Raw genomic sequence first — 24,823 nt, forward strand, 5'->3', positions numbered from 1 at the left:
CCTCACTCGTCGGGCGCCCGGCCGCCGGCGGCGGGCTCGGGCCAGTGCGGGGCGGGCTCCCCGTCGGGCACGCCGACCCGGAACACCCGCAGCTGCGTGGCCAGCGCCGCGTAGTAGCCGACGAGCGTGACGAGCTCGACGAGGGCGGGCCGGCCGAGGGTCGCGACCGCCTCGGTGTAGACGGCGTCGGCGAGGTCGTTCTCGGCGACGAGCTGCCGGGCGGCCTCGTGGACGAGGCGTTCGCGGGCGTCGGCGAGCATCGGTGCCCGGCCTTCGCGCAGCGCGTCCAGCTCGTCCTCGCGCAGGCCCGCGCGCCGGCCGAGCCGCTCGTGCGCGTACCACTCGTAGTCGGAGCGCAGGTGCGCGGCGACGACGAGGGTCGCGATCTCCCGCTCGCGCTTGGTGAAGGCGGTGCGGAACCGGAGGGCGGCGCCGAGGTCCTGCAGCGGCATCCCGACGGCCGGGCTGTACAGCATGGCGTTGAACGGGCCGAGCAGGCGGCCCTCGTCGTCCATGAACCCGAGCGCGCGGGCCTTCGCCCGGGAGCCCGGAGGGGCGTCACCGCCGGCCGCGGGCGCGGCGTCGCCGTCCATGCGGGGGCCGCCGGTCAGGGCCTCGTACACGGCCTGCTGCTCGGCGCCGAGCGAGGCCGGGGACAGCAGGGGCAGGCGGGCCGACGGCGGCCCGTTCCGGGGTGGGTCGTTGACGTGCTCACCGCTCACGGGGTCGATCACTTACCGCACGCTAGGCCGTCGCGTCGGGCCTCTCAAGCCCTCGTCCGGAATGTGAAACCGCGCGCTCACGATGACGTAGCGCCCGCGTAACAGCCGTGAACCAGAGTGGCCACGTCCGCACCGGACACCGGCCGGACCCGGATCGCCCGCGACCCGGCCGGCGGCCCGCGAAGGGAACGTTCCATGCCGCTGCTCCGCATCCGCACCGAGATCGAGGACCGGCCGGGAAGGCTGGCCCTGCTGACCGCCGCGCTGGCCGGCCGCGGCGCCAACATCCTCGCCCTGTCCGTCCAGGTGGACGCCGGCGGCGTGGTCGACGAGTTCCTCGTGGACGTCCCGGCCGGCACCGCCGGGCCGCGGGAGCTGGCCGAGGCGCTCGCCGCGGCGGGCGGCGCGCGCACGGCCGTCCGCCCGGCCCGGCCGCACGAGCTGGTGGACGAGCCCACGCGGGCGCTGGTGCTGGCCTCCCGGCTGCGCGCCGAGCCCCACGCGGTCCCGGAGGTCCTCGCCGACCTGCTGCGCGCCGACGAGTCCGCCTGGGCGCGCCCCTCCGACCGCGCCGACGCGGACGACGAGTACGTCCTGACCGTCCCGCTGGGGCACGGGCGGGCCGTCCGGCTCCGGCGCTACGGCCTGCCGTTCACCGCGACGGAGGCGGCGCGCGCCGACGCGCTCGTCCGCGCGGCGCTGCCCGCCGAGCCGCCGCGCCCCGCGTCCCGCCGGCTGCCGCTGCGCGACGGGACGCACGTGACCGTCCGGCCGATCGAGCGCCGCGACGCCCCCGCGATCCGCGAGCTGCACGAGCGGTGCTCGCTGGACAGCCGCCGGATGCGCTACTTCAGCCCGAAGCCGTACCCGCCGCCGCGGGCGATCGAGCGGTTCTGCGACCCGGCGCACGGCCTGACGCTCGTCGCCGAGGGCCCGGACGGGTCGCTGCTCGCCCTCGCCCACCTGATCCACGTGCTCGACCCGGGCGTCGCGGAACTGGCGTTCCTGGTCGAGGACGGCTGGCAGGGCCGCGGCCTCGGCCGCGCGCTCGCCGAGCTGCTGCTGGCGCTGGCCCGCGAGCGCGGCCTGGTGGAGCTGCGCGCGACCGCGCTGAGCGAGAACGTCCGGATGCGGCGCCTGCTGACCTCGCTCGGCGGCCGGACCCGGCGCACCGAGGAGCCGTCCATCGTGGAGATCAGGCTGCGGGCGGACGGCCGCCCCGCCCCCGGGGCGCTGGCAGGATGGCGGGGTGACCGGCATCTATGACGACCCCTGGGCCTACGAGCTGGCCTGCTCGTTCCGCGACGTGGGCGCCGAGACCGGCGTGCTCCTCGGCTGGTGCGCCGAGCACCGCCCGGACGCGGCGGGCCCGGTCCGGACGGTGCTGGAGCTGGCCGCCGGGCCCGCCGAGCACGCCCGCGAGCTGGCCCGCCGCGGCCTGACCGCGACCGCGCTGGACCTGAACCCGGCGATGTGCGCGTACGCGGCGCGCGAGGCCGGGCGCGCCGGGGTCGCGGTCGAGGTCGTCCAGGACGACATGACGGCGTTCGATCTCGGCCGCCGGTTCGACCTGGTGCTGACCATGCTGGACTCCACGTCCCACCTGATGACGCTGGACGCGTTCGTCGCGCACCTGCGCCGCGTCGCCGCGCACCTGGCGCCCGGCGGGCTGTACGTGATCGAGATGTCGCACCCGCGCGACCGGCTCTCGGACGACCCGAGCGTCAGCACCGGCTGGACGGTCGAGCGCGACGGCGTGCGCGCCACCGTCCGGTGGGGCGAGCCCACCGACCTGCTCGACCCCGTCACCCAGATCGCCGACGACCGCGTGACGATGACGATCGAGGCGGACGGCGCGACCCGCGTCATCGAGGACGTCGTCCCCTACCGGTTCTGGACCGCGACCGAGCTCGACGCGGCGATCCGGCTCGCGGGCGGGCTGGACGTCGCCGCCCGGTACGGCGACTTCGGGACCGGTGCGGACGCGGTGGCCCTCACCGATCCCGAGGCCTGGCGCATGATCACGATCCTGCGCGCGTCCTGACTCAGGGGGTGGGCGCCCACCCCGGCATCGGGTAGCCCGCCAGCATCTCGCGGACCTCGCCCGCGACCCGCTCGACGGCCGTCTCGTCCCCCCGGGCGGCGGCCCGCACGACCTCGTCGATCCAGGCCGCGATCCGCGGCATCCGCGCCTCGTCCAGCCCGCGGGTGGTGATCGCGCCGGTGCCGAGCCGCAGCCCCGACGGGTCGAACGGCTTGCGCGGGTCGAACGGGACCGCGTTGTAGTTCAGCTCGATGCCGGCGCGGTCGAGGGCCTGCGCGGCGGGCTTGCCCGCGACGCCCTTGTTCGTCAGGTCGATGAGGATCAGGTGGTTGTCGGTGCCGCCGGAGATCAGGTCGTAGCCGCGCTCCAGCAGCGCCCCCGCGAGCGCCTTCGCGTTCGCCACGACCTGGTGGGCGTACCGGGAGAAGTCCGGCGTCGCGGCCTCCTTCAGCGCGACGGCGATCGCGGCGGTGGTGTGGTTGTGCGGGCCGCCCTGCAGGCCGGGGAAGACGGCCTTGTCCACCGCCTTCGCGTGCTCGGCCGTCGACATGATCATCGCGCCGCGCGGGCCGCGCAGCGTCTTGTGCGTGGTCGTGGTGATCACGTCGGCGTGGCCCACCGGGGACGGGTGCGCGCCGCCGGCGACCAGGCCCGCGATGTGCGCGATGTCGGCGGCCAGCACCGCCCCGACCTCGCGGGCGATCTCGGCGAACGCCGGGAAGTCGATGGTGCGGGGCACCGCCGTCCCGCCGCACCAGATCAGCTTCGGCCGCTCCTTCAGCGCGAGGTCGCGGACCTCGTCCATGTCGACGCGGCCGGTGTCGGCGCGGACCTCGTACCGGACGGGCGTGAACCACCTGCCCGTCGCCGACACCGACCAGCCGTGCGTCAGGTGGCCGCCCATCGGCAGCGACAGGCCCATCACCGGGTCGCCGGGGTCGAGGAACGCCATGTAGACGGCGAGGTTCGCGGGCGAGCCGGAGTACGGCTGGACGTTGGCGTGCTCGACGCCGAACAGCTCCTCGGCCCGGGCGATGGCGGCCAGCTCGATCGGGTCGACGTTCTGCTGGCCCTCGTAGTACCGCTTGCCCGCGTACCCCTCGGAGTACTTGTTGGTCAGGACGGAGCCGGTGGCCTCCAGCACCGCCGGCGACACGTAGTTCTCCGAGGCGATCAGCCGGATCTTCTCGAACTGGCGGCGGGCCTCCGCCTCGACCAGCCCGGCGATCTCGGGATCCGCGGCCTGCAGATGGGGGACGGCGGGCTCGTGCACGACTACCTCCGCGCTGCTCGCGCCGGAACGCGCTGCGGGCGCCCCGGCCAGGGGACCCGTACACCCAGGCGCGCGGTGTGCGGACTAGTTTCGCTCCCCGGTGGTCGTCTCCACCTTGACTGCGCCAGTCGCGTTCGCCACATCATAGCGAGCCGCCTCCGGCCCCCGCTGCGTCCGGCGGGTCCGGCGGGTCCGCGCGGGGATCGACACCACGGCCAGCCCGCCGAGCAGCAGCACGGCCCCGGCCGCGACCCGCCCCGACATCCGCTCCCCCAGGACCGCCACGGCCAGGACGGCGGCCACCAGCGGCTCGGCGAGGCTCAGCGTCCCGGCCGTCGCGGCGCTCACCCGGTTCAGGCCCGTGACGAAGAACATGTACGCGGCGACGGTCGCGGCGACGCCGAGCCACGCCACCAGGGCCGCCGACCGCGGCGCCGCGAGCGCGGGCAGGTCCGCGAGCGTCCAGGGCAGCAGCACCGACCCGCCGGCCAGCAGCGTCACCGACACCGCCGCCGCCATCCCGGTGGCGCCGCCGCCCGGCCCGCTCCGGCCGGTCAGGACCTTCGCCGACACCGTATAGACGCCGAAGCACGTCCCGGCGACCAGGCTGAGCCCGACGCCGAGCAGGTCGACGCGGGCGTCGGGGCCGGGCGCCATCAGCAGCGCGACGCCGCCGATCGCGCAGGCCGTCCCCGCCCACCAGCGCCCGCTGAGCCGCGTCCGGAGGACCAGCCGCTCGCACAGGCCCGTCGAGACGGGCGCGAGCCCGAACACCACGGCGGTCGCGACCGCGGCGCCCGTCCGGCCGACCGCGCTGAAGAACGACGCCTGGAAGATCCCGGTGGCGGCGGACGCGGCGGCCACCGGCGGCCAGGTGCGCCGCGACAGCGTCCGGAACGCCCGCGGATCGGCCACGAGCACCAGGGCGGCGAGGATCACCCCGCCGGAGAGGATCCGGGCGCCGCCGACCGCGACCGGGTTCGCGGCGGAGCCGGCCAGCACCTGCGCCGGGCCGACCGTCCCCCACAGGACTCCGGCGGCCAGGACCAGCAGCGCTGCGGAAGGGTTGTTTCGTCGGTCCATGCCTCCGAAGCTAGGCAGGCATGCGGCTGTCGGCGCGCATTGCCGCCATATGTTCGGATGCGAGGCCATGCCCCGCCGGTTCTTCGATTTCGGGACGGTCAACGCGCTCTCAGGCGTACGGCGTTCGCCCCGTCCGGCCGTCGGCCGCCGGAAGTTCGCCCTGCTCCTTCGGCTGGACGTAGTCGTACACCACGAGGGTGCGGACGTCCACGAACTCCTTGCGGCGGGCCAGCCGGTCGAGCACGAAGTCCCGCAGGTAGGTGGTGCTGGGCACCGCCACGTGGACGAACAGGTCCTCGTTGCCCGTCACGACGAACACGCCCACGGCCTCGGGCATCGCGGCCATGCTGTCGCGCGCCGACTCGATCGCCTCGCGCGACTGCGGCCGGATCCGGATCGAGATCAGCGCCTGGACGCCGCGGCCGAGCCGCTCGAAGTCGACCGCCGCGTGGAAGCCGGTGATGACGCCGCGCGAGCGCAGCGCCCGCGTCCGCTCCAGCGCCGTGGACGGCGCGATCCCGACCGCCTCGGCCAGTTCCCTGTTGGTCTGCCGCCCGTCCCGCTGCAACCGCCGCAGGATCGCCTGGTCGACCGCGTCCATGGGGTCCCCCTCCCGAACTCGCCGCCGCGTCCCGAACTCCCGCACGGAAGATGCGCCGCGACGTGGTGTTGTCCGAAGAATATTCGGCGTTGTGCGCCGGGCTCCAGCGCGGGGCGGGAGGGACTGGTGATTTCGCCGATGCCTCCCGTCCCGCAGGACGCCGACAATTGGCGGCCCACAGCGGCGGCGCGGGCCGCCCAACGGGGAGTCGAGGTCATCGTGAGCGGGGCGCATCGGGAAACGGGACGGCGCGCGCGACGGCGGACCCGGCGCGCGCGCCGGGTCGTGGCGGTCGTGTGCATGGCGATCGCGGCGGTGCTCGGCACGTCGGTCTACGCGCTGTCGGCGATCACGTCGTGTTCGGGCGGCGTGACGACGGTCGACGCGGCCGTCGCGCCCGAGCTGGCACCGGCGGTCTCGGCGGTCGCCGGCGCCTTCAACGGCGCGGACCACCGGGCGCGCGGGAAGTGCGTCCGGGTCACCGTGCGGGCGGCGGGTCCGGCGGGCGTGACGGCGCTGCTGTCCGGGCAGATCCCCGCCGGCGCGGGCGTGCGCCGCCCGGACGTGTGGGTGCCCGACTCCTCGCTGTGGCTGCGGATGCTCGCGCGGCCGCCGCGCACGGTGGGAGGCCCCCTGGCGCGCACGCCGCTGGTCGCCGCCGTGCCGCGCTCGCGGGCCGCCGGGACGCCCGGCACCTGGAAGGCCCTCCTGGACGCGGCCGAGCCCGACGAGCGGCGCTCCCTGGCCGTCCGGCTCACCCTGGCCGACCCGTCCCGCACCGGGGCCGGGATCGCGTCGCTGCTGATCGCGCGGGAGCGCGAGGGCGACGCGTCGTTCGCGGCGTTCGCGCGGTCGGTGCGGGAGAGCACCGCACCGGACGTGGCCCGCGAGTTCGGCGCGCTGTCCGGGGCCGCCGCGCGTCCGGCGTCCGTCCTCGCCGTCCCCGAGCAGGCGGTGTGGGAGCACGACCGGAAGGACCCGGCGTCCGCCGTCCAGGCCGTCTACCCGCAGGACGGGACCCTGTGGCTGGACTATCCGTTCACGGTCGTCGACGACCGGCCCGGCGCGCGGCTGTTCGAGCGCGCGCTGCGCGGCGGCGAGGCCCTCGACCGCTTCCAGGCGGCGGGCTTCCGCGATCCCGCCGGGCGCGCGTCGCACGCGTTCGGCCGGACGGCCGGCCTCGCCGCCGCCCCGCCCGCCGCCCTCGCCGAACCCGACCCCGCCCTGGTCCGGCGGACGGCGCAGGAATGGGCCCGGCTGACGCTCGGCTCCCGGATGCTCTCGGTGATCGACGTCTCGGGGTCGATGGCACTGCCGGTGCCCGGGTCCCGGCTGACGCGGCTGCAGGCGATCGCGCAGGCCTCGCAGGAGGGGCTCGCCCTGCAGCCCGACGACACCGAACTCGGCCAATGGATCTTCTCCACCCGGCTGGACGGCGACCGCAACTGGCGGCAGACCGTCCCCATGGGCCCGCTCGGCGGGCGGATCGGGTCGGTCACGCGGCGGCAGCGCATCCTCAGCGCGCTGGCCACGCTGCGCCCGAAGCCGGACGGCGCGACCGGCCTGTACGACACGGTCCTCGACGCCGTCCGGTACATGCGCCGCACCTACCGGCCGGAGATGGTCAACACGGTGCTGGTGTTCACCGACGGACGCGACGAGGACCCCGGCGGGCCCACCCTGGACCGCACCGTCGCCGCGCTGCGCGCCGGGCGCGACGAGACCCGCCCGGTGCAGATCATCGTCATCGGCTTCGGCCCGGACGTCGACACCGCGGAACTGCGGCGGCTCGCCGACGCCACCGGCGGCAGCGTCTACACCGCCCGCGCCCCGCAGGACATCCTGCGGATCTTCGGCGAGGCCACCGCGCGCCGGCTCTGCGCCCCCTCCTGCTAAGCGCGCCGTCCCGCTGAGGGGCGCCCCCGTTCCGTCCGGGCCGCCCGCGTGAAAAGGCCATGGCCCGGCACCCTCGACGGGGGCCGGGCCAGGGTTCGGTGCGATGCGGGCGGAGGGTCAGCTCCGGCCGGCGGCCTCCAGGGCCCTCTTCACCGCGGCGCGCTTCTCGCGCAGCTTGGCGAGCGCCTCCTCGAGGATGGCCTCGCCGTCCTCGTCGCTGCGCCGCTCCTTCACGTACGCCAGATGCGTCTTGTAGGGCTCGGTCTTCGGCGGCGCCGGCGGGTTCTCCGCGTCCTGCCCGGCCGGGAACCCGCAGCGCGGGCAGTCCCACGTCTCCGGGACCGCGACGTCGGTCGCGAAGCTGGGGCGGGTCTCGTGCCGGTTGGCGCAGTAGAAGGTCACCCAGACGCGGGGGGCGGCGTCGCCGCGCTCCGCCTCTCCCATTGGACCGGCCCCGACGCGGCTGCCCCGAATCGCGTTGCCACTACCCACGGACTACTCCTCGCTTTGTGTGCCGCCGCCGCCAGGGGACCTCCGAGGACGGCGCGGCGCTCGAACGTGTTGGACGGGGCGGCTCAGCCGACGCCCTTGTGCTTGAACAGCAGCCCGAGCACGATGATCGAGGCGAACCAGACCACCCCGACGCCGATCGTCAGCCGGTCCAGGTTGCGCTCCACCACCGACGAGCCGCCGAGCGACGACGAGATGCCGCCGCCGAACATGTCGGACAGTCCCCCGCCCTTGCCCTTGTGCATCAGGACGAGGACCACCATCAGCAGGCTCGTGACGATGAGCACGATGGACGTTGCGATGATCACAGTTCTTCAGCGCCTTCTCTGGCCGGCCCCGCGGTACGGGGCCTCGTCTGTAGGGACGGAGGATCGAGCCGGGCGGTTTACCCGTCAGCTACGAAGGGTACGACGAACTACCGGCTGGTTCGGCAAGAACCCCCATGTCACGCGGAATTGATCAGTTTTGATCAGGCCGGGAGATCCCGATACCGGCAGATCTTGACGAACTCGCCCGGGTCGAGGCTGGCACCACCGACCAACGCGCCGTCCACGTCGGCCTGCGCCATCAGCCTGGCGATGTTGTCGCCCTTCACCGAGCCGCCGTACAGGATACGCACCTGGTCGGCCACTCCGCCGTCGTACAGCTCGGCGAGCCGGGTGCGGATCGCCGCGCAGACCTCCTGCGCGTCCTGCGGGGTGGCGACCTCGCCGGTGCCGATCGCCCAGACCGGCTCGTAGGCGATCACGGTGCGCCGCACCTGCTCGGCGGGGATCTTCTCCAGCGCCCCGTCCAGCTGCGCGAGGACGTGCGCGACGTGCCCGCCGGACTTGCGCACCTCCAGGCCCTCGCCCACGCAGACGATCGGGGTCATCTCCGCGCCGAGGACCGCCTTGGCCTTGGCGTTGACGAGCGCGTCGTCCTCGGCGTGGTACTCGCGCCGCTCGGAGTGCCCCACGATCACGTAGGAGCAGCCCAGCTTCGCCAGCATCGACGCGGCGATCTCGCCGGTGTAGGCGCCCGACGCGTGCTGCGAGACGTCCTGGGCGCCGTACTGGATGGCGTAGTTGTCCGCCGCGATCACCGTCTGCACCGTGCGCAGGTCGGTGAACGGCGGGCACACGACGACGTCGACGGCCTCGAAGTCGGGCTCCTTCAGCGCGAACGCCATCTTCTGGACGAGCAGCAGCGCGTCCAGGTGGTTCTTGTTCATCTTCCAGTTGCCCGCCATCAGGGGCTTGCGGGAAGGGGTCGCGGCGGCCATCGGTCAGTCCTCCAGAGCCTGCAGGCCCGGCAGCGTCCGGCCCTCGAGGTATTCGAGGCTCGCGCCGCCGCCGGTCGAGATGTGCGAGAAGGCGGCCTCGTCGAAGCCGAGCTGCCGGACGGCCGCGGCGGAGTCGCCACCGCCGACGACGGTGAACGCGCCCGAGTCGATCAGGCCCTGCGCGACGGCGCGGGTGCCGTGCGAGTAGGGCTCCATCTCGAACACGCCCATCGGGCCGTTCCAGAACACCGTCTTCGCGCCGGCGAGGCGCGCGGCGAACAGCTTGCCGGACTCGGGGCCGATGTCCAGGCCGAGCCGGTCGGCGGGGATCGCGTCGGCGGCGACCACGTCGTGGTCGGCGTCCGCGGCGAACGCGGTCGCGGCGACGACGTCCACCGGCAGCACGAACTCCACGCCGGTCTCCTCGGCGCGCCGCAGGTACTCGCGGACGGTATCGAGCTGGTCCTCCTCGAGGAGGCTCTTGCCGACCTCGTGGCCCTGCGCCTTGAGGAAGGTGAAGACCATGCCGCCGCCGATCAGGATGCGGTCGGCCTTGCCGAGCAGGTTGTCGATCACGCCGAGCTTGTCGGAGACCTTGGAGCCGCCGAGCACCACCGCGTAGGGCCGCTCGACCCGCTCGGTGAGCTTCTCCAGCACCGACACCTCGGTGGCGATCAGGTCGCCGGCGGCGTGCGGGAGCCGCTTCGGCACGTCGTAGACGCTCGCGTGCTTGCGGTGCACGGCGCCGAACCCGTCGCCGACGTAGACGTCGGCGAGGGCGGCCAGCTTGTCGGCGAACGCGCCGCGCTCGGCGTCGTCCTTGCTGGTCTCGCCCGGCTCGAAGCGCAGGTTCTCCAGCAGCGCCACGTCGCCGTCGCCGAGCCCGCCGACCGCGGCGTGCGCGGACGCGCCGACCACGTCGTCGGCGAACACCACGCGGATGCCGAGCAGCTCGCCGAGCCGGCCCGCGACGGGCGCGAGCGAGAACTCGGGCTTGACCTCGCCCTTCGGGCGGCCGAGATGGGCGCAGACGATGACCTTGGCGCCCTTGGCCAGCAGCGTCTCGATCGTGGGCAGGCTGGCCCGGATCCGCCCGTCGTCGGTGATCCTGCCGTCCTGCAGCGGGACGTTCAGGTCCGCGCGGACCAGCACCTTCCGGCCGGCGACGTCCAGATCGTCAATGGTGCGCATCGGGATGCGGTGTCCTTCCGGATACGGCCCCGCCGTGGCCGCGCGCACGGCGCGGCCACGGCGGGAACGGGACTCTCGTCGCGGTCAGAGCTGCGAGCCGACGAGCTTGACGAGGTCGACGAGGCGGTTGGAGTAGCCCCACTCGTTGTCGTACCAGCCGACGACCTTGACCTGGTCGCCGATGACCTTGGTCAGCCCGGAGTCGAAGATGCAGGACGACGGGTCGGTGACGATGTCGCTGGAGACGATCGGGTCCTCGGTGTAGGTGAGGTAGCCCTTCAGCGGGCCCTCCTCGGCGGCCTTCTTGAACGCCTCGTTGACCTCCTCCGCGGTGACCTCGCGGGACAGGGTCGCGGTGAGGTCGGTGGCCGAGCCGGTCGGCACCGGGACGCGCAGCGCGTAGCCGTCCAGCTTGCCGTTCAGCTCGGGCAGCACCAGGCCGATGGCCTTGGCGGCGCCGGTGGAGGTCGGCACCACGTTCAGCGCGGCGGCGCGGGCGCGGCGCAGGTCCTTGTGCGGCGCGTCCTGCAGGTTCTGGTCCTGGGTGTAGGCGTGGATCGTCGTCATCAGGCCCTTCTCGATGACGAAGTTGTCGTGCAGCACCTTCGCCAGCGGGGCCAGGCAGTTGGTGGTGCAGGACGCGTTGGAGATCACGGTGTGGTTCGCCGGGTCGTACTTGTCCTCGTTCACGCCCAGCACGACGGTGAGGTCCTCGTTCTTGGCCGGGGCCGAGATGATGACCTTCTTGGCGCCGTTGTCGGCGTGCACCTTCGCCTTGGTGGCGTCGGTGAAGAAGCCGGTGGACTCCACCACGATGTCGGCACCGACGTCGCTCCACTTGAGGTTCGCGGGGTCGCGCTCCTCGAACGCCTTGATCGCCTTGCCGCCGACGACGATCTCGTCCGCGGTGGCGCGCACGTCCTCGGGGAAGCGGCCGAGGATGCTGTCGTACTTGAGCAGCTGGGCGAGCGTGGCGTTGTCGGTCAGGTCGTTGACCGCCACGATCTCGATGTCGGCTCCGCTCGCCTTGACGGCGCGGTAGAAGTTGCGGCCGATCCGGCCGAACCCGTTGATGCCTACTCGGATGGTCACGGAACGGCTCTCCTCGTACGTCGTGTCGCCCGGTGTCACCAGGCGGTCAACTGCTGTCTACCGGGGTCTTCCCCCGCTCTTGACCCTATCCAATGACCCGCGGGTAGCCCGACACCGGCGGCGGTGGATTCGCGGGTGACCCGTCCTCCCCCGTCCGGGGGACGGTCCGCCGGGCCGCCGCCGCCCCTCCCGGCCGGACGATCATCAGTAGACTCCCGCCATGCGGCGCGGGTGGTTCGTCCTTGTAATCGGCGGTTTGCTCGCCTGCTGCACCGCCACGCCGGCGTGGGCCGGGCCTGTCCGTCCAGGGAGAACGCCAGCGGCGCAGACGCGGATCGGCGCGATCACCGCCGCGCTCGAGCGCGACCCCGTCTACGTCACCGACCAGGTGCCCCGGCTCCTGCCGCCCGGCACCGCCGGGAAGATCAAGACGCTGGTCGGGAGGCTCGGCGTGCCCGTCTACGTCGTGGTGACGCTGCCCGCCCGGCACCGCGACGACGACACGGACGCCCCGTCCGATCTGGAGGCGATGGTGCCCGTGCTCCACGACCGGCTCGGCAAGGACGGCGTCTACCTCGTCACCGATCCGAGCGGCGGCCTCGGCGACGTGCAGCAGTTCGGCGGGACGCGCCGGATCGACGTCGAGCACGCCTACCAGGCCGCGACGTCGGAACTGCCCTACGAGGCGGGCCTGCTGAAGGTCCTCGACCGGTTCGTGGAGATCGCCCTGTCCGGCCGGGCGAGGGAGCGCGCCCTGCACCCGTCGCCGAGGCCCGAGTCCGCGACGCGGCGGGAGCTGGACGCCTACGACCGCGGCAACCACCGGGCCGCCGTCGAGAACCGCACCGCGCTCGGCGTCGGCGCCGGGCTCGGCGGGCTGATCGTCCTGGGCCTGCTGGTGGGCCGCCGGATACGGCGCGGCAGGCGGCCGACACTCGGCGGTCCGCGGGGCCGGAGCGCACAGGCCCGCGGGAAGCGGACGCGGCCCGCCGGGCGGGGAGGGAAGCGATGAGGCGCGGCGTCCTCGCCGTCACGGCGGCCGCCCTCGCGATGTGGCCGGCCACCGCCTCGGCGGCCCCCGACCCCCGCTACTCGGGCCACCGCCTCGACCGGGTCGCCGCCGCGCTCGCCAAGGACCCGCTCTTCGTCGACCCGGACGTGGACGTCGCGCTCGGCGCCGCCGACCGCGCCCGCGTCGGCACGGCGATCCGCGCCGCCGCCGGGCGGATCAGGGTGCCGATCCTGGTCGTCGTGGCCCCCAACCCGACCGAATCGGAGTCGCAGGGCAAGGACGACGCCTTCCTGTCCGCCCTGCACGGCGTCACGCACCGCGACGGCCTCTACCTGATGGTCGACGGCGACGGCTACATGCTCGGCCAGGGTTGGAACGTGCCGCGCGAGATCGACCTGGACGTCGTGGCGCAGGACGACCTCCCCGACTACGAGCCGCCCGACATCCACCGCCCGTTCGGCGGCCTCGCCGACCGGCTGATCAAGCGGGTGGACGCCTGGGCCGCCGCGCCCGCCGCGCCGCCCACCTCGTCGCCCGCGCTCCTCAGCCCCCCGGTCCCGTTCGGGCAGGAGGACGATCATCCGCTGGTGCCCGACGAGCCCGCGGTGAAGACCCACTTCCTGCGGGGGCTCTTCGTCGTCGGCCCGCTGTCGGCGGTCGCGCTGTACTGGGCGGGGATCGGCTCGGCCGCCGCAGGCCGCCGGTGGTTCCGCCGCGGCGGGACCCGGAGCGCCGTCGCGGGTCTGGCGGGGCAGGCCGAGGAGCATCCCGGCGCGCCGGCCAAGCCCTCGGACCGGTGGCTGCGGCGCACCGCGTCCGCCGAGCTGGACCGGCTGCGCGACCGGCTGCCCGACGCGTCCGGCAACCGGGGCCGCGCCTTCGCCCTCGCCGCGTTCGACGCCGCTCAGATCCTCTACGACGACGTCCACGAGGACCCCGGGCACGCCCTCGACCTCGTCGGCGTGATCGTCCTGGCCCGGCAGGGGCGGCGCGCGCTCGCCGGGCAGATGACCGCCCCTCCGCCGCCGTGCTTCCTGAACCCCCTGCACGGCGACTCCACCCGCCGCAAGACCGTCCCGCTGCCCGGGGATCCCGGCGGCGGCAAGCCCCGCAGGCAGCCGCTGTGCGGGGCCTGCTTCGGCGCGTCCGGCAAGGAGGTCGCGGACCGTGTCCTGCGCGTCCAGGGCCCGGACGGCCTCGCGCCGCACTACGCGGTGCCCGGGGTGTGGCGGGACGCGGCGTGGGGGTCCCGCGGAAACGACCTCGTCAAACGCGTGATGGAGTATCTCGGTGTCGAGTAAGCCCTCCCCCGGCGCGCGCATCGCCGCCGCGCTGCGCCGCTCCCCGATCTACGTCGACCCGTCGTACGCGTCGGCGCTGCCCGCCGCGGACCGGCGGCGCCTGGCCGCCCGGCTGAAGAAGATGCCGGTGCCGACCTACATCGTCCTCGTGCCGCTGGTCCAGGGCGGCACCTGGAACGACGACAAGCAGCTCGCGACCGTCGTGCACAGCCGCCTCGGCCGGGACGGGATCTTCGTCACCTTCCACGAGTCCACCGACGAGCTGATGGGGCACGAGTGGGGCGGCGACCACGCCGCCGACGACGCCGCCTGGGCCGTGAACTGGGACGACTCGCTGGACGGCGCCTCCCTCGCGGCGCGGCTCACCCGCTTCACCGACCTGATCGCCTCCGGCACCGCGACGAAGGTCTACAAGCAGGAGTCCGCGGAGATCGACCGCAAGTACCAGGCGCACCTGAAGTCGTCCGCGCCCAAGCCGAAGAAGGACGACGGCGGCGCCGGCCTAGCGGTGCCGCTCGCCGCGGGCGGCGCCGGCGTCGCGGTCGCCGCCGTCGCGGGCGTCCTGCTGTGGCGTCGCCGCCGCATGGCGGCCGTACGCCGCGCCGCCGGCGAGGGCCTGCTGCTGCCGCGCACCGTGTTCGCCACCGCCGGCAAGGCGAGCGAGGACCAGCTGCGCGAGCAGGCGTCCCGCGAGGTCATCGCCTTCGGGGAGCTGCTGGACGGCGCGACGGCGCCCGGCGGCGAGCGCGCCGGGGCCCTCATGACCCGGGCCCTCGACGCCTACCAGGCCGCGGCGAAGACCCTCGACGAGGCCAGGGGCGTCCCGGACCTCGCCGGCGTGCTCGTCCTGCTCGACCAGGGCCGCGACGCCCTCGCCTCCGCCCGCGCGCTCGCCGACGGGAAACCCGAGGTGCCGCCGAGCCCGCTGTGCTTCTTCAACCCGCTGCACGGCGACGGCCCCGCCGAGATCGACTGGCGGCCGCTCGGCTCCCGCCGCCGCCTCCACGTGCGCGCGTGCCGCGCCTGCGCGCGCGCCGCCCGCGCCCGCGAGACCCCGGACATGCTCATGGACCGGCGCGACGGCCGGGACGTCCCCTACTTCGAGGCCGACCCGGCCCGCAGCGTCTGGGCCGAGACCGGCTACGGCCAGCTCCGCGACGACCTGATCCACCGCATCCTCAGAGGCGACCTCCGCAAGACCTGAACCCCGGCGCGGTCACCGCCCGGCGGGTGGACGGTCCCTGTTCCGTTCCGTCGCCGGACGTTCACGCACCCTTCACGGAGCGGCGTCGAGCGGAGAGCACCCCCGGGTATCTCAGGGACGTGCTCACATCTCGGGGGAGACTCTACGGCGCGGGGAGCACCGCCCTCATGCTGCCGCTGCTCGCCTGCTGCGGGCTCACGTCCGCGCCGGGCGGGCCCGCCGCGCCGGCGGCGCGCAAGCCCGCGGCGGCGCGGACGGCGCCGTACAAGGGGATGTGCATCGGGTTCAACGGCCTGAACAGGCTGAACCCGGCGGCGGAGGTCCGCGCGGGCCGGTTCCGGGTCCCCGGCGCCGCCCCGGTCCGCGTCGCCGCCGGCACCCGCGTCGACTGGAGCCTCGACCCCTACGGCGACCGGACCTGGCAGCTCTGGTTCCACTCCCTCGAATGGCTCGGCGGCCTCATCGGCGCCTACGCGCGGACAGGAGACCGCGCCGCCCTCGACACCGCGACGGGCATCGCGCGGGACTGGCTCGCCGGCAACGACCGCCCCGGACGGTTCCGCGCGGACCGCCGGCAGGCGATCGCCGAGGCCACCAAGTTCCGCCTCGCCACCCTCGTCTGCCTGCGCGAGTACGCGACCGGCCGGTGGCTGGACGACGCGATCGCCGAGCACGCGCGGTGGCTCGCCCGTCCCGAGCACTACTCCGGGCCCTGGAACCACGGCACCGACGAGTCGATGATCCTCATGGCGGCGGGCTGCGCCATCGGCCGCGACGACCTCGCCGCCCTCGGCCGGAACCGGCTCCTTGCTGCGATTCTCGACCCGCCCGACGGCGGGCTTCCGGCGGTCGACGCGGACGGCGCCGGCAACGAGCAGTCCGCGCACTACGCCGTCTACAACCGGAGCAGGTGGCGGCTGGCGCTCCGGGTGATGCGCGGATGCGGCCGGTCCGCGCCGCCGGAGATCGGCCGCCGGCTCGCGCTGCTGGACGAGTTCATCGCCTTCCAGACCACCCCCGGCGGCGACCTGCTGCAGATCGGCGAATCCTTCGCGGGCAGGGCATCCACCCTCGGCTCCTCGGGCGACGGCCCGCTGGAGTACGTCGCGACGCAGGGCAGGAAGGGCACGCCGCCCGCCGATCGGGCGCGCGTCTACAGGGCCGGATACGTGATGGGCCGCTCTGGATGGGGCGGCCGGAGCCGCGCCTACACCGACGAGATGTCCTACACGGCGCGGTTCGGTCCCGGCCGGTACGCGCACGGGCAGGACGACCACATGGAGCTGACCTTCCACGCGCTCGGCCGGGACATTCTCGTCCCGAGCGGCCACATCGGCTACAGCGACAAGCCCTGGCGCGCGTGGCTGGCCTCCCCCGAGGCGCACAGCACGCTCGTGGTGCGCGGCGCGCCGTTCCGCGAGGATGCCGCGACGGCGCTGACCGGACACCGCTTCCGGCACGGCGCCGACACGTTCCGGCTCTCCGACACCGCCTTCACCGGGACGTCCCGAACCCGCTCGGTCCTCGCCGCGTCCGACCCCGACGCGCTGGTGGTGCTGGACTCCGTGGACTCCACCGCGCCGGCCCCGGCCGCGGGCCACCCCGTCGAGCAGCTCTGGCACCTGCCCGCCGCCTTCACCGCCGTCCCGGACGGGACGGGCGCCGCGGCCGCCGCAGGGCAGCTCCGCGTGCACTTCCTGCGGATCCCGCTGCCGGGCACGGCGGTGCGGCCCGCGCGGGTGGTCCGGGGCTCCCTGAGCCCGCCGCAGGGCTGGATCGCCCCGGCCGAGCGCACGATGGTCCCCGCGCCGGTCGTCTCGCTCCCCGCGCAGGGACCGCACGTCCGGATGCTGACGCTCATCGCCCCCGTCCGCGGCACGGAACGACCGAGCGTCCGGACCCGCTCCCTGCCGGGCGGCGGCGTCCACGTCGAGGCGGCGTTCTCCCGTCACGCCCTCGTCTTCGAGACGGCCCCGGACGGCACGCTCCGCCGCCTCCGCTGACACCGCCTCCGCTGACGCCGCCGCGCTGCCCCCTGGGCGGCCTACGGCGCCAGCATGTCGGCCGTGAGGTTGGCCTCGGTGCCGGGGATGCCCTGGTCGCCGGCGCGCTTGTCCGCCATGGCGAGCAGACGCCTTATACGGCCGGCGATAGCGTCCTTGGTGAGGGGCGGGTCGGCGAGCTGGCCGAGCTCCTCCAGGGACGCCTGCTTGTGCTCCAGGCGGAGGCGGCCCGCGTTGACGAGGTGCTCGGGGGCGTCGTCGCCGAGGATCTCCAGGGCGCGGGCGACGCGGGCGCCGGCGGCGACGGCGGCGCGGGCGGAGCGGCGCAGGTTGGCGTCGTCGAAGTTGGCGAGCCGGTTGGCGGTGGCGCGGACCTCGCGGCGCATCCGGCGCTCCTCCCAGGCGAGCACGGCGCCGTGCGCGCCGAGCCGGGTGAGCAGCGCGCTGATCGCGTCGCCGTCGCGGACGACGACCCGGTCGACGCCGCGGACCTCGCGGGCCTTGGCGTGGATCTTCAGGCGGCGGGCGGCGCCGACCAGGGCGAGCGCGGCCTCCGGGCCGGGGCAGGTCACCTCGAGGGACATCGATCGGCCGGGCTCGGTGAGGGAGCCGTGCGCGAGGAACGCGCCGCGCCAGGCGGACTCGGCGTCGCACGCGGCGCCGGCGACGACGTGCCGGGGCAGGCCGCGGACGGGGCGCCCGTTGTTGTCGATGAGGCCGGTCTGCCGGGCGAGCGACTCGCCGTCCCGGAACACCCGGACCACGTACCGGTTGCCCTTGCGCAGGCCGCTCGGCGCGAGCACGACGACCTCGGAGGTGTGCCCGAACACCTCGGAGATGTCCTTGATGAGGCGGCGCGCCGCCACGTTGGTGTCGATCTCCGCTTCGATCACGATGCGCCCGCTGACCAGGTGCAGACCCCCCGCGAAGCGCAGCAGCGTCGAGACCTCCGCCTTGCGGCAGCACGGCTTCATGACCGTGAGCCTGCTCAGCTCGTCCTTCACCACACCGGTCATCGCCATAGATGAACCCTCCCCCTATCGGACTTCCAGCAGTGTGGCCGATCGCGGCCCGCCGGGTCGTCAGTCACTGAATATCTGTACGAAGGCTTGGGCCAGACGGGCGGGTTCATGACGCGGCGAGCCGTCGTCGGCGGCCACCTGCGACAGGACGAGGCGCCCGCCGAGCCGCCGGACGGCCTTGTCGAGCGCGTCGGTGTCCTCCACGACGCCGGCGTCCGCGAGGACGACGTCGACGCGCAGGTCGGGGGCGTGCGCCTGGAGGACCTCCAGATGCGTCTGGGGGGAGAAGTCGTCGGTCTCGCCGGGCTGCGGCGCGAGGTTCAGCGCGACGACGCGGCGGGCGCGGCTGGAGGTCAGCGCGCGGGCGAGCGCGGGGACCTTCAGGTGCGGCAGGACGCTGGTGAACCAGGACCCCGGGCCGAACACGATCCAGTCGGCGTCGTCGACGGCGGCGAGCGCCTCGGGGCAGGCGGGCGGGTCGGCGGGGACGAGCGAGACGCCGAGCACGGAGCCGGGCGTGCTGGCGCACGCGACCTGCCCCTTGACGTAGGTGATCTCGTCGGGGCGGGCGGGGTCGGCGCCGCGGACCTCGGCGACGATGTCCATCGGGACGGCGGCCATCGGCAGGACCCGGCCGTGAGCGCCGAGCAGCCGGCCGACCCAGTCGAGCCCGGCGACGGTGGAGCCGGGGCCGGCCCCGCCGGGAGCGCCGTCGGGGGCGTCGCCGCCGAGCAGCTCCCACAGCGCGACGATCAGCAGGTTGCCGACGGCGTGCCCCTGCAGGTCGCCCTCGCTGCGGAACCGGTGCTGGACGACGTCCCGCCAGGTCTGGCCCCACTCGTCGTCGCCGCACAGCGCGGCGAGCGCCATCCGCAGGTCGCCGGGCGGCAGGACGCCCAGCTCGCGGCGGAGCCGGCCGCTGGAGCCGCCGTCGTCGGCCACGGTGACGACGGCGGTGAGCCGGTCGGTGACGCGCCGCAGCGCCGACAGCGAGGCGTACAGGCCGTGACCGCCGCCGAGCGCGACGACCTTCGGGCCGAGAGGCTTCAACGCGTTCGTTTCTCTCTCCGTCCGGGACCCGGCAGCGCCGCGGGTCTCATTCGCGGCCGAGGTCACGATGGGCGACCTGCACCTCGATGCCCTCGTCCCGCAGCCGGGCGGCGATCTGTTCCGCCATGGCAACACTACGGTGTTTGCCGCCGGTACATCCCACGGCGAGCGTGACGTAGTGCTTGCCCTCGCGCTCGTACCCGTCGGCGAGCAGCCGGAGCACCTCGGCGTAGGCGTCGAGGAACTCCTTGGCGCCGCGCTGGCCGAGCACGTAGTCGCGGACGGCGGCGTCCCGGCCGGTCTTCGGGCGCAGCTCGGGCACCCAGTGCGGGTTCGGCAGGAACCGGCAGTCGACGACGAGGTCGGCGTCGACGGGCAGCCCGTACTTGTAGCCGAACGACACCACGGTGGCGCGCAGGCTCGACTCGCCGGTGTCGTTGCCGAAGAACCCGATGATCTTGTTGCGCAGCTCGTGCACGTTCAGCCCGCTGGTGTCGATCACCAGGTCGGCCTCGGCGCGGACCTCCCGGACGAGCTCGCGCTCGCGGGCGATGCCGTCGACGAGGCGGCCGTCGCCCTGCAGCGGATGCGGGCGGCGGACGCTCTCGAAGCGGCGCACGAGATCGGCGTCGTTCGCCTCCAGGAACACCACGCGGGGGTGGACGCCGCGCGCCTCCAGCTCGGCGATCGAGGAGTGCAGGTCGTCGGTGAACGCGCGGCTGCGCACGTCGACGACCACGGCGATGCGCGGCACCGCGTCCTTCACCCGGCCGCCGAGGTCGGCCATGGTGGCCAGCAGCCCCGGCGGCAGGTTGTCGACCACGTACCAGTCGAGGTCCTCCAGGGACTTGGCCGCGGTGCTGCGGCCCGCCCCCGACATCCCCGTGACGATGACGATGTCCGGAATCTTTGACTCGCTGGTCATGTCCGCTTCCCCCCGTGCTCCCCGTCGGCCTTCCGGCCCTCGTCGGGCCGCCGGCCCCCGCCGGCCCCGTTCCGCCCCCGGGCCGTTTCGTCCGCGGCGGTCCCGGCGCCGGCCCCGCCGTCCCCCGCGCCGCCGCCTCCGGCGCGGCGCGCCGGGACGGACGCCCCGTGCAGCGCCGCGACGATGCCCTCCGCGCTGCGCAGCCCGATGCCGGGGACCTCCGCGACCTGCTCGGGCGTGGCCTCCTTCAGCCGCTTCACCGAGCCGAAGTGCTTCAGCAGGGCCGCACGCCGCGACGGGCCCAGACCCGGAACACTATCGAGTTCGCTCACCGTCATGGCCTTGGAACGCCGCTGCCGGTGGAAGGTGATCGCGAAGCGGTGCGCCTCGTCGCGGACCCGCTGGACCAGGAACATGCCCTCGCTGTTGCGCGGCAGGATCACCGGGTCGTCCTCGCCGGGCAGCCACAGCTCCTCCAGCCGCTTGGCGATGCCGCAGACGGCGATGTCGTCGACGCCGAGCTCGTCCAGCGCCCGCTGCGCGGCGGCGACCTGCGGCGGGCCGCCGTCGACGAGCACGAGCTGCGGCGGGTAGGCGAACTTGCGCGGCTTGCCGGTCTCCGGGTCGATCGGCTGGTGCGCGCCCTCCTCCGCGCCGTCCTCCGGGTCGCCGAGCGTGTCCAGCTCGCCCATCTTCTCGCTCTCGGCGAGGTAGCGCCGGAACCGCCGGGTGATCACCTCGTGGATGGAGCGGACGTCGTCCTGCCCCTCGACCGCCTTGATCGTGAACCGGCGGTACTCGCTCTTGCGGGCCAGCCCGTCCTCGAACACGACCATGGACGCCACCACGTTGGTGCCCTGCAGGTTGGACACGTCGTAGCACTCGATCCGCAGCGGCGCCTCGTCCAGCTCCAGGGCCTCCTGGAGCTCCTGCAGCGCCCGGCTGCGGGTGGTGAGGTCGGACGCGCGGCGCGTCTTGTGCTGCTTGAGCGCCTCGTGGGCGTTGCGGGCGACCGTCTCCAGCAGGGTCTTCTTGTCGCCGCGCTGCGGGACCCTCAGGTGGACGGGCCCGCCGCGCTGCTCGGCCAGCAGCTCGGTCATCGCGTCGGCGTCCGGCGGCAGCGCCGGGACGAGGACCTCGCGGGGCACCGACTCGCTCTCCCCGTAGATCTGGATCAGGAAGTTCTCGACGAGGTCGGCGGTGGTGACCTCCTCGACCTTGTCGACCACCCAGCCGCGCTGCCCGCGGATCCGGCCGCCGCGCACGTAGAACACCTGGACGGCCGCCTCCAGCTCGTCCTCGGCGAAGGCGATCATGTCGCAGTCGGTGGTGTCGGCCAGCACGACCGCCTGCTTCTCCAGGGCCCGCTCCAGCGCGCGGATGTCGTCGCGGAGCCGGGCGGCGCGCTCGTACTCCTGCGACGCGGCGGCCTCGCGCATGTCGCGTTCGAGGCGCTTGATGAACCGGCTGGTGTTGCCGGCCATGAAGTCGCAGAAGTCCTCGGCGAGCAGGCGGTGCTCGTCCGGGGAGACGCGCCCGACGCACGGCGCCGAGCACTTGCCGATGTAGCCGAGCAGGCAGGGCCGGTCGAGCTGGTGCTGGCGCTTGAACACCCCGGCGCTGCAGGTGCGGACGGGGAACACGCGCAGGAGCTGGTCGACCGTCTCCCGGATCGCCCATGCGTGGGAGTACGGCCCGAAGTAGCGCACGCCCTTCCGCTTGGCGCCCCGCATCACCATCACCCTCGGGAACTCCTCGTTGAGGGTGACCGCGAGATAGGGATAGGACTTGTCGTCGCGGTAACGGACGTTGAACCGGGGGTCGAACTCCTTGATCCAGGAGTATTCGAGCTGGAGGGCCTCGACCTCGGTGCCGACCACGGTCCAGTCGACCCGGGCCGCGGTCTGCACCATGGTCTGCGTGCGCGGGTGCAGCGCGGAGAAGTCGGCGAAGTAGGAGTTCAGCCGCGAGCGCAGGCTCTTGGCCTTGCCCACGTAGATGACCCGGCCGTGCTCGTCACGGAATCGGTACACCCCGGGAGACTCCGGAATGGAGCCCGGTGCGGGTCGGTAGGTCGCCGGATCTGCCACATCATGAAGCCTAGTGGGCGCCGCCGACACCCGGCGCGCCCGGACGTCCTGGCCTGGGGTGATGGAGATCTCCCCATTTTGGGCGGATGTTCGTAATGGGAGTGGAAAGAGACGTCCGGTCGGGTTTTTCGCACGCTCGGAGGAGGTCGTACCGCAGGTGTCCGCGCTGTGGGCCTGGATCACGTTCGCCGTCGTCGTCGGGGTGTCCGTCGTGATCGTGGAGGGGGGCCGGCGCCTGCTGGCCGGACCGCTGTCGAGGCACTGGCCGAGCGTCGGCCGGGTCGCCCGGCGCTGCACCGCGCCGGCCTTCGCGTTCGCCGTGGTGGTCAGCGCGAGCACCGCGATGCCGTACCAGCACATGAACGACCACTCCGACGGGCTCGTCCGGCACGTCATGCGCATCGCGGTGATCGGCGTCACCACCTGGCTGGTGCTGCGCATCACCTACGCCCTCACGGACCCGCCGCTCGCCCGGCTGATGCGGATCGAGGGCGAGCGCAACCGGCGGGCCAGGCGCGCCCGCACCCAGATGATGCTGCTGCGCCGCATCGCCGCCCTGGTCGTCGTCATCCTGGCCGTCGGCGCCGCGCTGTTCACGTTCCCGGCCGTGCGGGCGGTCGGCGCGGGGGTGCTGGCGTCCGCGGGGGTCGCCGGGCTGGTCGTCGGGATCGCGGCCCGGCCGACGCTGGGCAACCTGCTCGCCGGCCTGCAGATCGCCTTCAGCGACGCGCTCCGGCTCGACGACGTGGTGGTCGTGCAGGGCCAGTGGGGGCGCGTCGAGGAGCTGACGCTGTCGTACGTCGTCGTCCGGCTGTGGGACGACCGGCGGCTCATCCTGCCCGTCTCCTACTTCACCGAGCAGCCGTTCGAGAACTGGACCCGGCACACCAGCCGGGTGATCGGCTCGGTGGAGCTGCACGTCGACTGGACCGTCCCGATCGAGGAGCTGCGCACCGAGCTGTACGCGATGCTGCAGGAGAACCCGCTGTGGGACCGCCGCGAATGGGTGCTGCAGGCCGTGGACGTCCAGCCGAACGGCCTGGTCACGATGCGGGCGCTGATGAGCGCCGCGGACTCGGCGAGCGCCTGGGACCTGCGCTGCGACGTCCGCGAGCACCTCATCGCCTACATCCGCGAGCACCATCCCCAGGCGCTCCCCCGCTTCCGCACGGACGACGACCTCGCCGACGCCCGGAGGAGCGGCGCCGACGGGCCGGGCCGAGGGCCGGACGACGGGCCGGACGACGGGCCGGACGACGGGCCGGACGACGGGCCGGACGACGAGGCCGCCGACATCACCGCGACCGATCCCCGCGCCCGGGACCGCGAGATGCGGGGCGGCGAGGTCGACGACCACGTCCGGGCCTCCGCCGAGGACGGCGGCGGCCCGGCGCGGACGAGGTCCGGAGCGGTGTCGCTCAGGCGAGGCTGATCTTCCCGCCCTGCACGGTGATCTTCTTCTCCTCGAGCGGCTTGTCCGCCGGCGGGCGCGCCACCGACCCGTCGGAGATCTTGAACTTGCTGCCGTGGCACGGGCAGTTGATCGTGCCGCCGGACACCGACCCGACGGTGCAGCCGCGGTGGGTGCAGGTCGCCGAGAACGCCTTGAACTCCCCTTGCGTCGGCTGGGTCACCACGACCTTCTCCGACTCGAAGACCTTGCCGCCGCCGACCGGGATGTCACCGGTCGAGGCGAGCGCTCCCCCGCCCCCGCCGCCCCCGCCGCTGCCGCCGTCCGCGCTGTCACCGCCGCCGGACGACCCGCCGCACGCGGCCGCCAGCCCGGCGACGCCCGCGAGCCCCGCCCCGATGAGCAGGCCGCGGCGCGACCCGCCCGAGGCCGGCGCCGGGCCCTCGGCGGCGCCGGCCTCGGCCGGCCCGGCCGGCGGCTCTCCGGCCGCGGGCCCGGCCTGCTGATCGGTCGCGTCCGCCCGCGTCTCGGACTGCTGTGGCATCGTCTCCGCCCTCCGCTGAACTCGGTTCCCGTCTCCCTGCGTCACCAGGGAGTACGGTGCGGGAGCGGCGTCGGTTCAAATCCGAACCAAAACGATGATCTCCGGGGGCGTCCGGCCGGGGCGGTCAGCTGATGACGATGCCGCCGTTCTTCACCTGCACCGGGTACTCCTTCAGCGGGCGGGAGGCCGGGCCGTGCGCGACGGAGCCGTCGGCGATCTTGAACTCGCTGCCGTGGCACGGGCACTTGATCACACCGTTGGCCACCTTGTTCACGAGGCAGCCCTGGTGGGTGCAGATCGCGGAGAACGCCTTGAACGCGCCCTGCCGAGGCTGCGTCACGACCACCTTGCTGTCGGCGATCGTCCTGCCGCCGCCCACCGGGATGTCGGCCGCCTTCGCGACCTCCTTGCCGCTGAGGTCCTTCGGCTCCTTGTTCTGGTTCGCCGCGCATCCCGCCGCGAGGAGCGCGGCGCCCGCCGCGCCCGCGCCGTACAGCACCGTCCGGCGGGCGAGCCCCCCTGTCCCGGCGGACCCCGCGTCGTCGCGTGGGGCTCCGGGCGTCACTTCGTTGGTCATGCCCCCAT

General features: G+C 74.2%; 22 protein-coding genes, 1 pseudogene and 1 riboswitch. Of the genes and pseudogenes, 8 read left to right on the forward strand and 15 right to left on the reverse strand.

Annotated features, from left to right (window positions below; translation table 11 throughout):
* Positions 1-2: 2 nt before the first annotated feature.
* Positions 3-734, reverse strand: a complete 732-nt coding sequence (locus tag ABT299_RS18610; RefSeq protein ID WP_387017795.1) for a carboxymuconolactone decarboxylase family protein — start codon at positions 732-734, stop codon at positions 3-5.
* A gap of 183 nt (positions 735-917) precedes the next feature.
* On the opposite strand from ABT299_RS18610, the gene ABT299_RS18615 reads away from it, so the two are divergent.
* Positions 918-1,988 (forward strand): GNAT family N-acetyltransferase, encoded by a 1,071-nt coding sequence (locus ABT299_RS18615; RefSeq protein WP_190856310.1) that lies wholly within the window; start codon positions 918-920, stop codon positions 1,986-1,988.
* Positions 1,972-2,766 carry a methyltransferase domain-containing protein gene (locus ABT299_RS18620; RefSeq protein WP_190856309.1) on the forward strand — a complete coding sequence of 265 codons (795 nt, stop codon included), beginning with the start codon at positions 1,972-1,974 and terminating at the stop codon, positions 2,764-2,766. The genes ABT299_RS18615 and ABT299_RS18620 overlap by 17 nt, the downstream gene beginning before the upstream one ends.
* A gap of 1 nt (position 2,767) precedes the next feature.
* Here the strand turns inward: ABT299_RS18620 and glyA are convergent, their stop codons facing one another.
* The 3 genes and pseudogenes from glyA to ABT299_RS18635 all read right to left on the reverse strand — a co-directional run bounded on the left by glyA (position 2,768) and on the right by ABT299_RS18635 (position 5,723).
* Positions 2,768-4,039: a serine hydroxymethyltransferase gene (gene glyA / locus ABT299_RS18625; RefSeq protein WP_190856308.1), complete on the reverse strand. Its 1,272-nt coding sequence runs from the start codon at positions 4,037-4,039 to the stop codon at positions 2,768-2,770.
* Positions 4,040-4,094: 55 nt separating this feature from the next.
* A riboswitch (ZMP/ZTP riboswitch) is annotated at positions 4,095-4,181 on the reverse strand.
* A gap of 122 nt (positions 4,182-4,303) precedes the next feature.
* Positions 4,304-5,191, reverse strand: a pseudogene (locus ABT299_RS18630) (DMT family transporter); the annotation flags it as partial.
* 40 nt (positions 5,192-5,231) lie between these two features.
* Entirely contained in the window at positions 5,232-5,723 is a 492-nt protein-coding gene (locus ABT299_RS18635) for an Lrp/AsnC family transcriptional regulator (protein WP_190856306.1), read from the reverse strand.
* A gap of 300 nt (positions 5,724-6,023) precedes the next feature.
* On the opposite strand from ABT299_RS18635, the gene ABT299_RS18640 reads away from it, so the two are divergent.
* Positions 6,024-7,619 (forward strand): substrate-binding and VWA domain-containing protein, encoded by a 1,596-nt coding sequence (locus tag ABT299_RS18640; RefSeq protein ID WP_500251522.1) that lies wholly within the window; start codon positions 6,024-6,026, stop codon positions 7,617-7,619.
* A 117-nt stretch (positions 7,620-7,736) separates the two neighbouring features.
* On the opposite strand, the gene ABT299_RS18645 is transcribed toward ABT299_RS18640, so the two are convergent.
* The 5 genes from ABT299_RS18645 to gap form a co-directional block, all read right to left on the reverse strand.
* On the reverse strand, positions 7,737-8,111 hold the full coding sequence (locus ABT299_RS18645) for an RNA polymerase-binding protein RbpA (RefSeq protein ID WP_190856304.1): 375 nt from the start codon (positions 8,109-8,111) through the stop codon (positions 7,737-7,739).
* 83 nt (positions 8,112-8,194) lie between these two features.
* Positions 8,195-8,437 (reverse strand): preprotein translocase subunit SecG, encoded by a 243-nt coding sequence (gene secG / locus ABT299_RS18650; protein WP_173093730.1) that lies wholly within the window; start codon positions 8,435-8,437, stop codon positions 8,195-8,197.
* Positions 8,438-8,598: 161 nt separating this feature from the next.
* Entirely contained in the window at positions 8,599-9,393 is a 795-nt protein-coding gene (gene tpiA, locus ABT299_RS18655) for a triose-phosphate isomerase (RefSeq protein ID WP_190856303.1), read from the reverse strand.
* Positions 9,394-9,396: 3 nt separating this feature from the next.
* Positions 9,397-10,584: a phosphoglycerate kinase gene (locus tag ABT299_RS18660; RefSeq protein ID WP_190856302.1), complete on the reverse strand. Its 1,188-nt coding sequence runs from the start codon at positions 10,582-10,584 to the stop codon at positions 9,397-9,399.
* Positions 10,585-10,668: 84 nt separating this feature from the next.
* Positions 10,669-11,676, reverse strand: coding sequence for a type I glyceraldehyde-3-phosphate dehydrogenase (gene gap, locus ABT299_RS18665; protein ID WP_190856301.1), 1,008 nt, complete (start codon positions 11,674-11,676; stop codon positions 10,669-10,671).
* 220 nt (positions 11,677-11,896) lie between these two features.
* Between gap and ABT299_RS18670 the strand changes: the two genes are divergently transcribed.
* The 4 genes from ABT299_RS18670 (at position 11,897) to ABT299_RS18685 (ending at position 17,196) form a co-directional block, all read left to right on the forward strand.
* Positions 11,897-12,688, forward strand: a complete 792-nt coding sequence (locus ABT299_RS18670) for a hypothetical protein (RefSeq protein WP_500251523.1) — start codon at positions 11,897-11,899, stop codon at positions 12,686-12,688.
* Positions 12,685-13,989: a hypothetical protein gene (locus tag ABT299_RS18675; RefSeq protein ID WP_500251524.1), complete on the forward strand. Its 1,305-nt coding sequence runs from the start codon at positions 12,685-12,687 to the stop codon at positions 13,987-13,989. The genes ABT299_RS18670 and ABT299_RS18675 overlap by 4 nt, the downstream gene beginning before the upstream one ends.
* Positions 13,979-15,193, forward strand: a complete 1,215-nt coding sequence (locus tag ABT299_RS18680) for a hypothetical protein (RefSeq protein WP_500251525.1) — start codon at positions 13,979-13,981, stop codon at positions 15,191-15,193. Before ABT299_RS18675 ends, ABT299_RS18680 begins: the two co-directional genes overlap by 11 nt.
* A 167-nt stretch (positions 15,194-15,360) precedes the next feature.
* Complete coding sequence (locus ABT299_RS18685; protein WP_500251526.1) at positions 15,361-17,196, forward strand: heparinase II/III domain-containing protein; 1,836 nt, start codon at positions 15,361-15,363, stop codon at positions 17,194-17,196.
* A gap of 41 nt (positions 17,197-17,237) precedes the next feature.
* Here ABT299_RS18685 and whiA read toward each other — a convergent pair whose 3' ends face one another.
* Genes whiA through uvrC form a run of 4 tightly spaced genes read right to left on the reverse strand, consistent with a single transcriptional unit; the run spans position 17,238 to position 22,283 of the window.
* Entirely contained in the window at positions 17,238-18,218 is a 981-nt protein-coding gene (gene whiA / locus ABT299_RS18690; protein WP_151542670.1) for a DNA-binding protein WhiA, read from the reverse strand.
* Positions 18,219-18,278: 60 nt separating this feature from the next.
* Positions 18,279-19,268 (reverse strand): gluconeogenesis factor YvcK family protein, encoded by a 990-nt coding sequence (locus ABT299_RS18695; protein ID WP_194736795.1) that lies wholly within the window; start codon positions 19,266-19,268, stop codon positions 18,279-18,281.
* Positions 19,269-19,314: 46 nt separating this feature from the next.
* Positions 19,315-20,193 (reverse strand): RNase adapter RapZ, encoded by an 879-nt coding sequence (gene rapZ, locus ABT299_RS18700; protein WP_151542668.1) that lies wholly within the window; start codon positions 20,191-20,193, stop codon positions 19,315-19,317.
* Entirely contained in the window at positions 20,190-22,283 is a 2,094-nt protein-coding gene (gene uvrC / locus ABT299_RS18705; protein ID WP_500251527.1) for an excinuclease ABC subunit UvrC, read from the reverse strand. Before uvrC ends, rapZ begins: the two co-directional genes overlap by 4 nt.
* Positions 22,284-22,440: 157 nt before the next feature.
* Here uvrC and ABT299_RS18710 point away from each other — a divergent pair, with 157 nt between their 5' ends.
* Complete coding sequence (locus ABT299_RS18710) at positions 22,441-23,715, forward strand: mechanosensitive ion channel family protein (RefSeq protein WP_500251528.1); 1,275 nt, start codon at positions 22,441-22,443, stop codon at positions 23,713-23,715.
* On the opposite strand, the gene ABT299_RS18715 is transcribed toward ABT299_RS18710, so the two are convergent.
* Together ABT299_RS18715 and ABT299_RS18720 are read right to left on the reverse strand one after the other, a co-directional pair.
* A complete protein-coding gene (locus tag ABT299_RS18715; RefSeq protein WP_387017766.1) occupies positions 23,702-24,238 on the reverse strand; it encodes a Rieske (2Fe-2S) protein in 537 nt (178 codons plus the stop codon). The genes ABT299_RS18710 and ABT299_RS18715 overlap by 14 nt on opposite strands.
* A 124-nt stretch (positions 24,239-24,362) precedes the next feature.
* Positions 24,363-24,815, reverse strand: a complete 453-nt coding sequence (locus ABT299_RS18720; RefSeq protein WP_190866266.1) for a Rieske (2Fe-2S) protein — start codon at positions 24,813-24,815, stop codon at positions 24,363-24,365.
* Between the last annotated feature and the right edge of the window lie 8 nt (positions 24,816-24,823).

Source organism: Spirillospora sp. NPDC000708, assembly GCF_040299565.1.
In the GTDB taxonomy this organism is placed as follows: domain Bacteria; phylum Actinomycetota; class Actinomycetes; order Streptosporangiales; family Streptosporangiaceae; genus Spirillospora.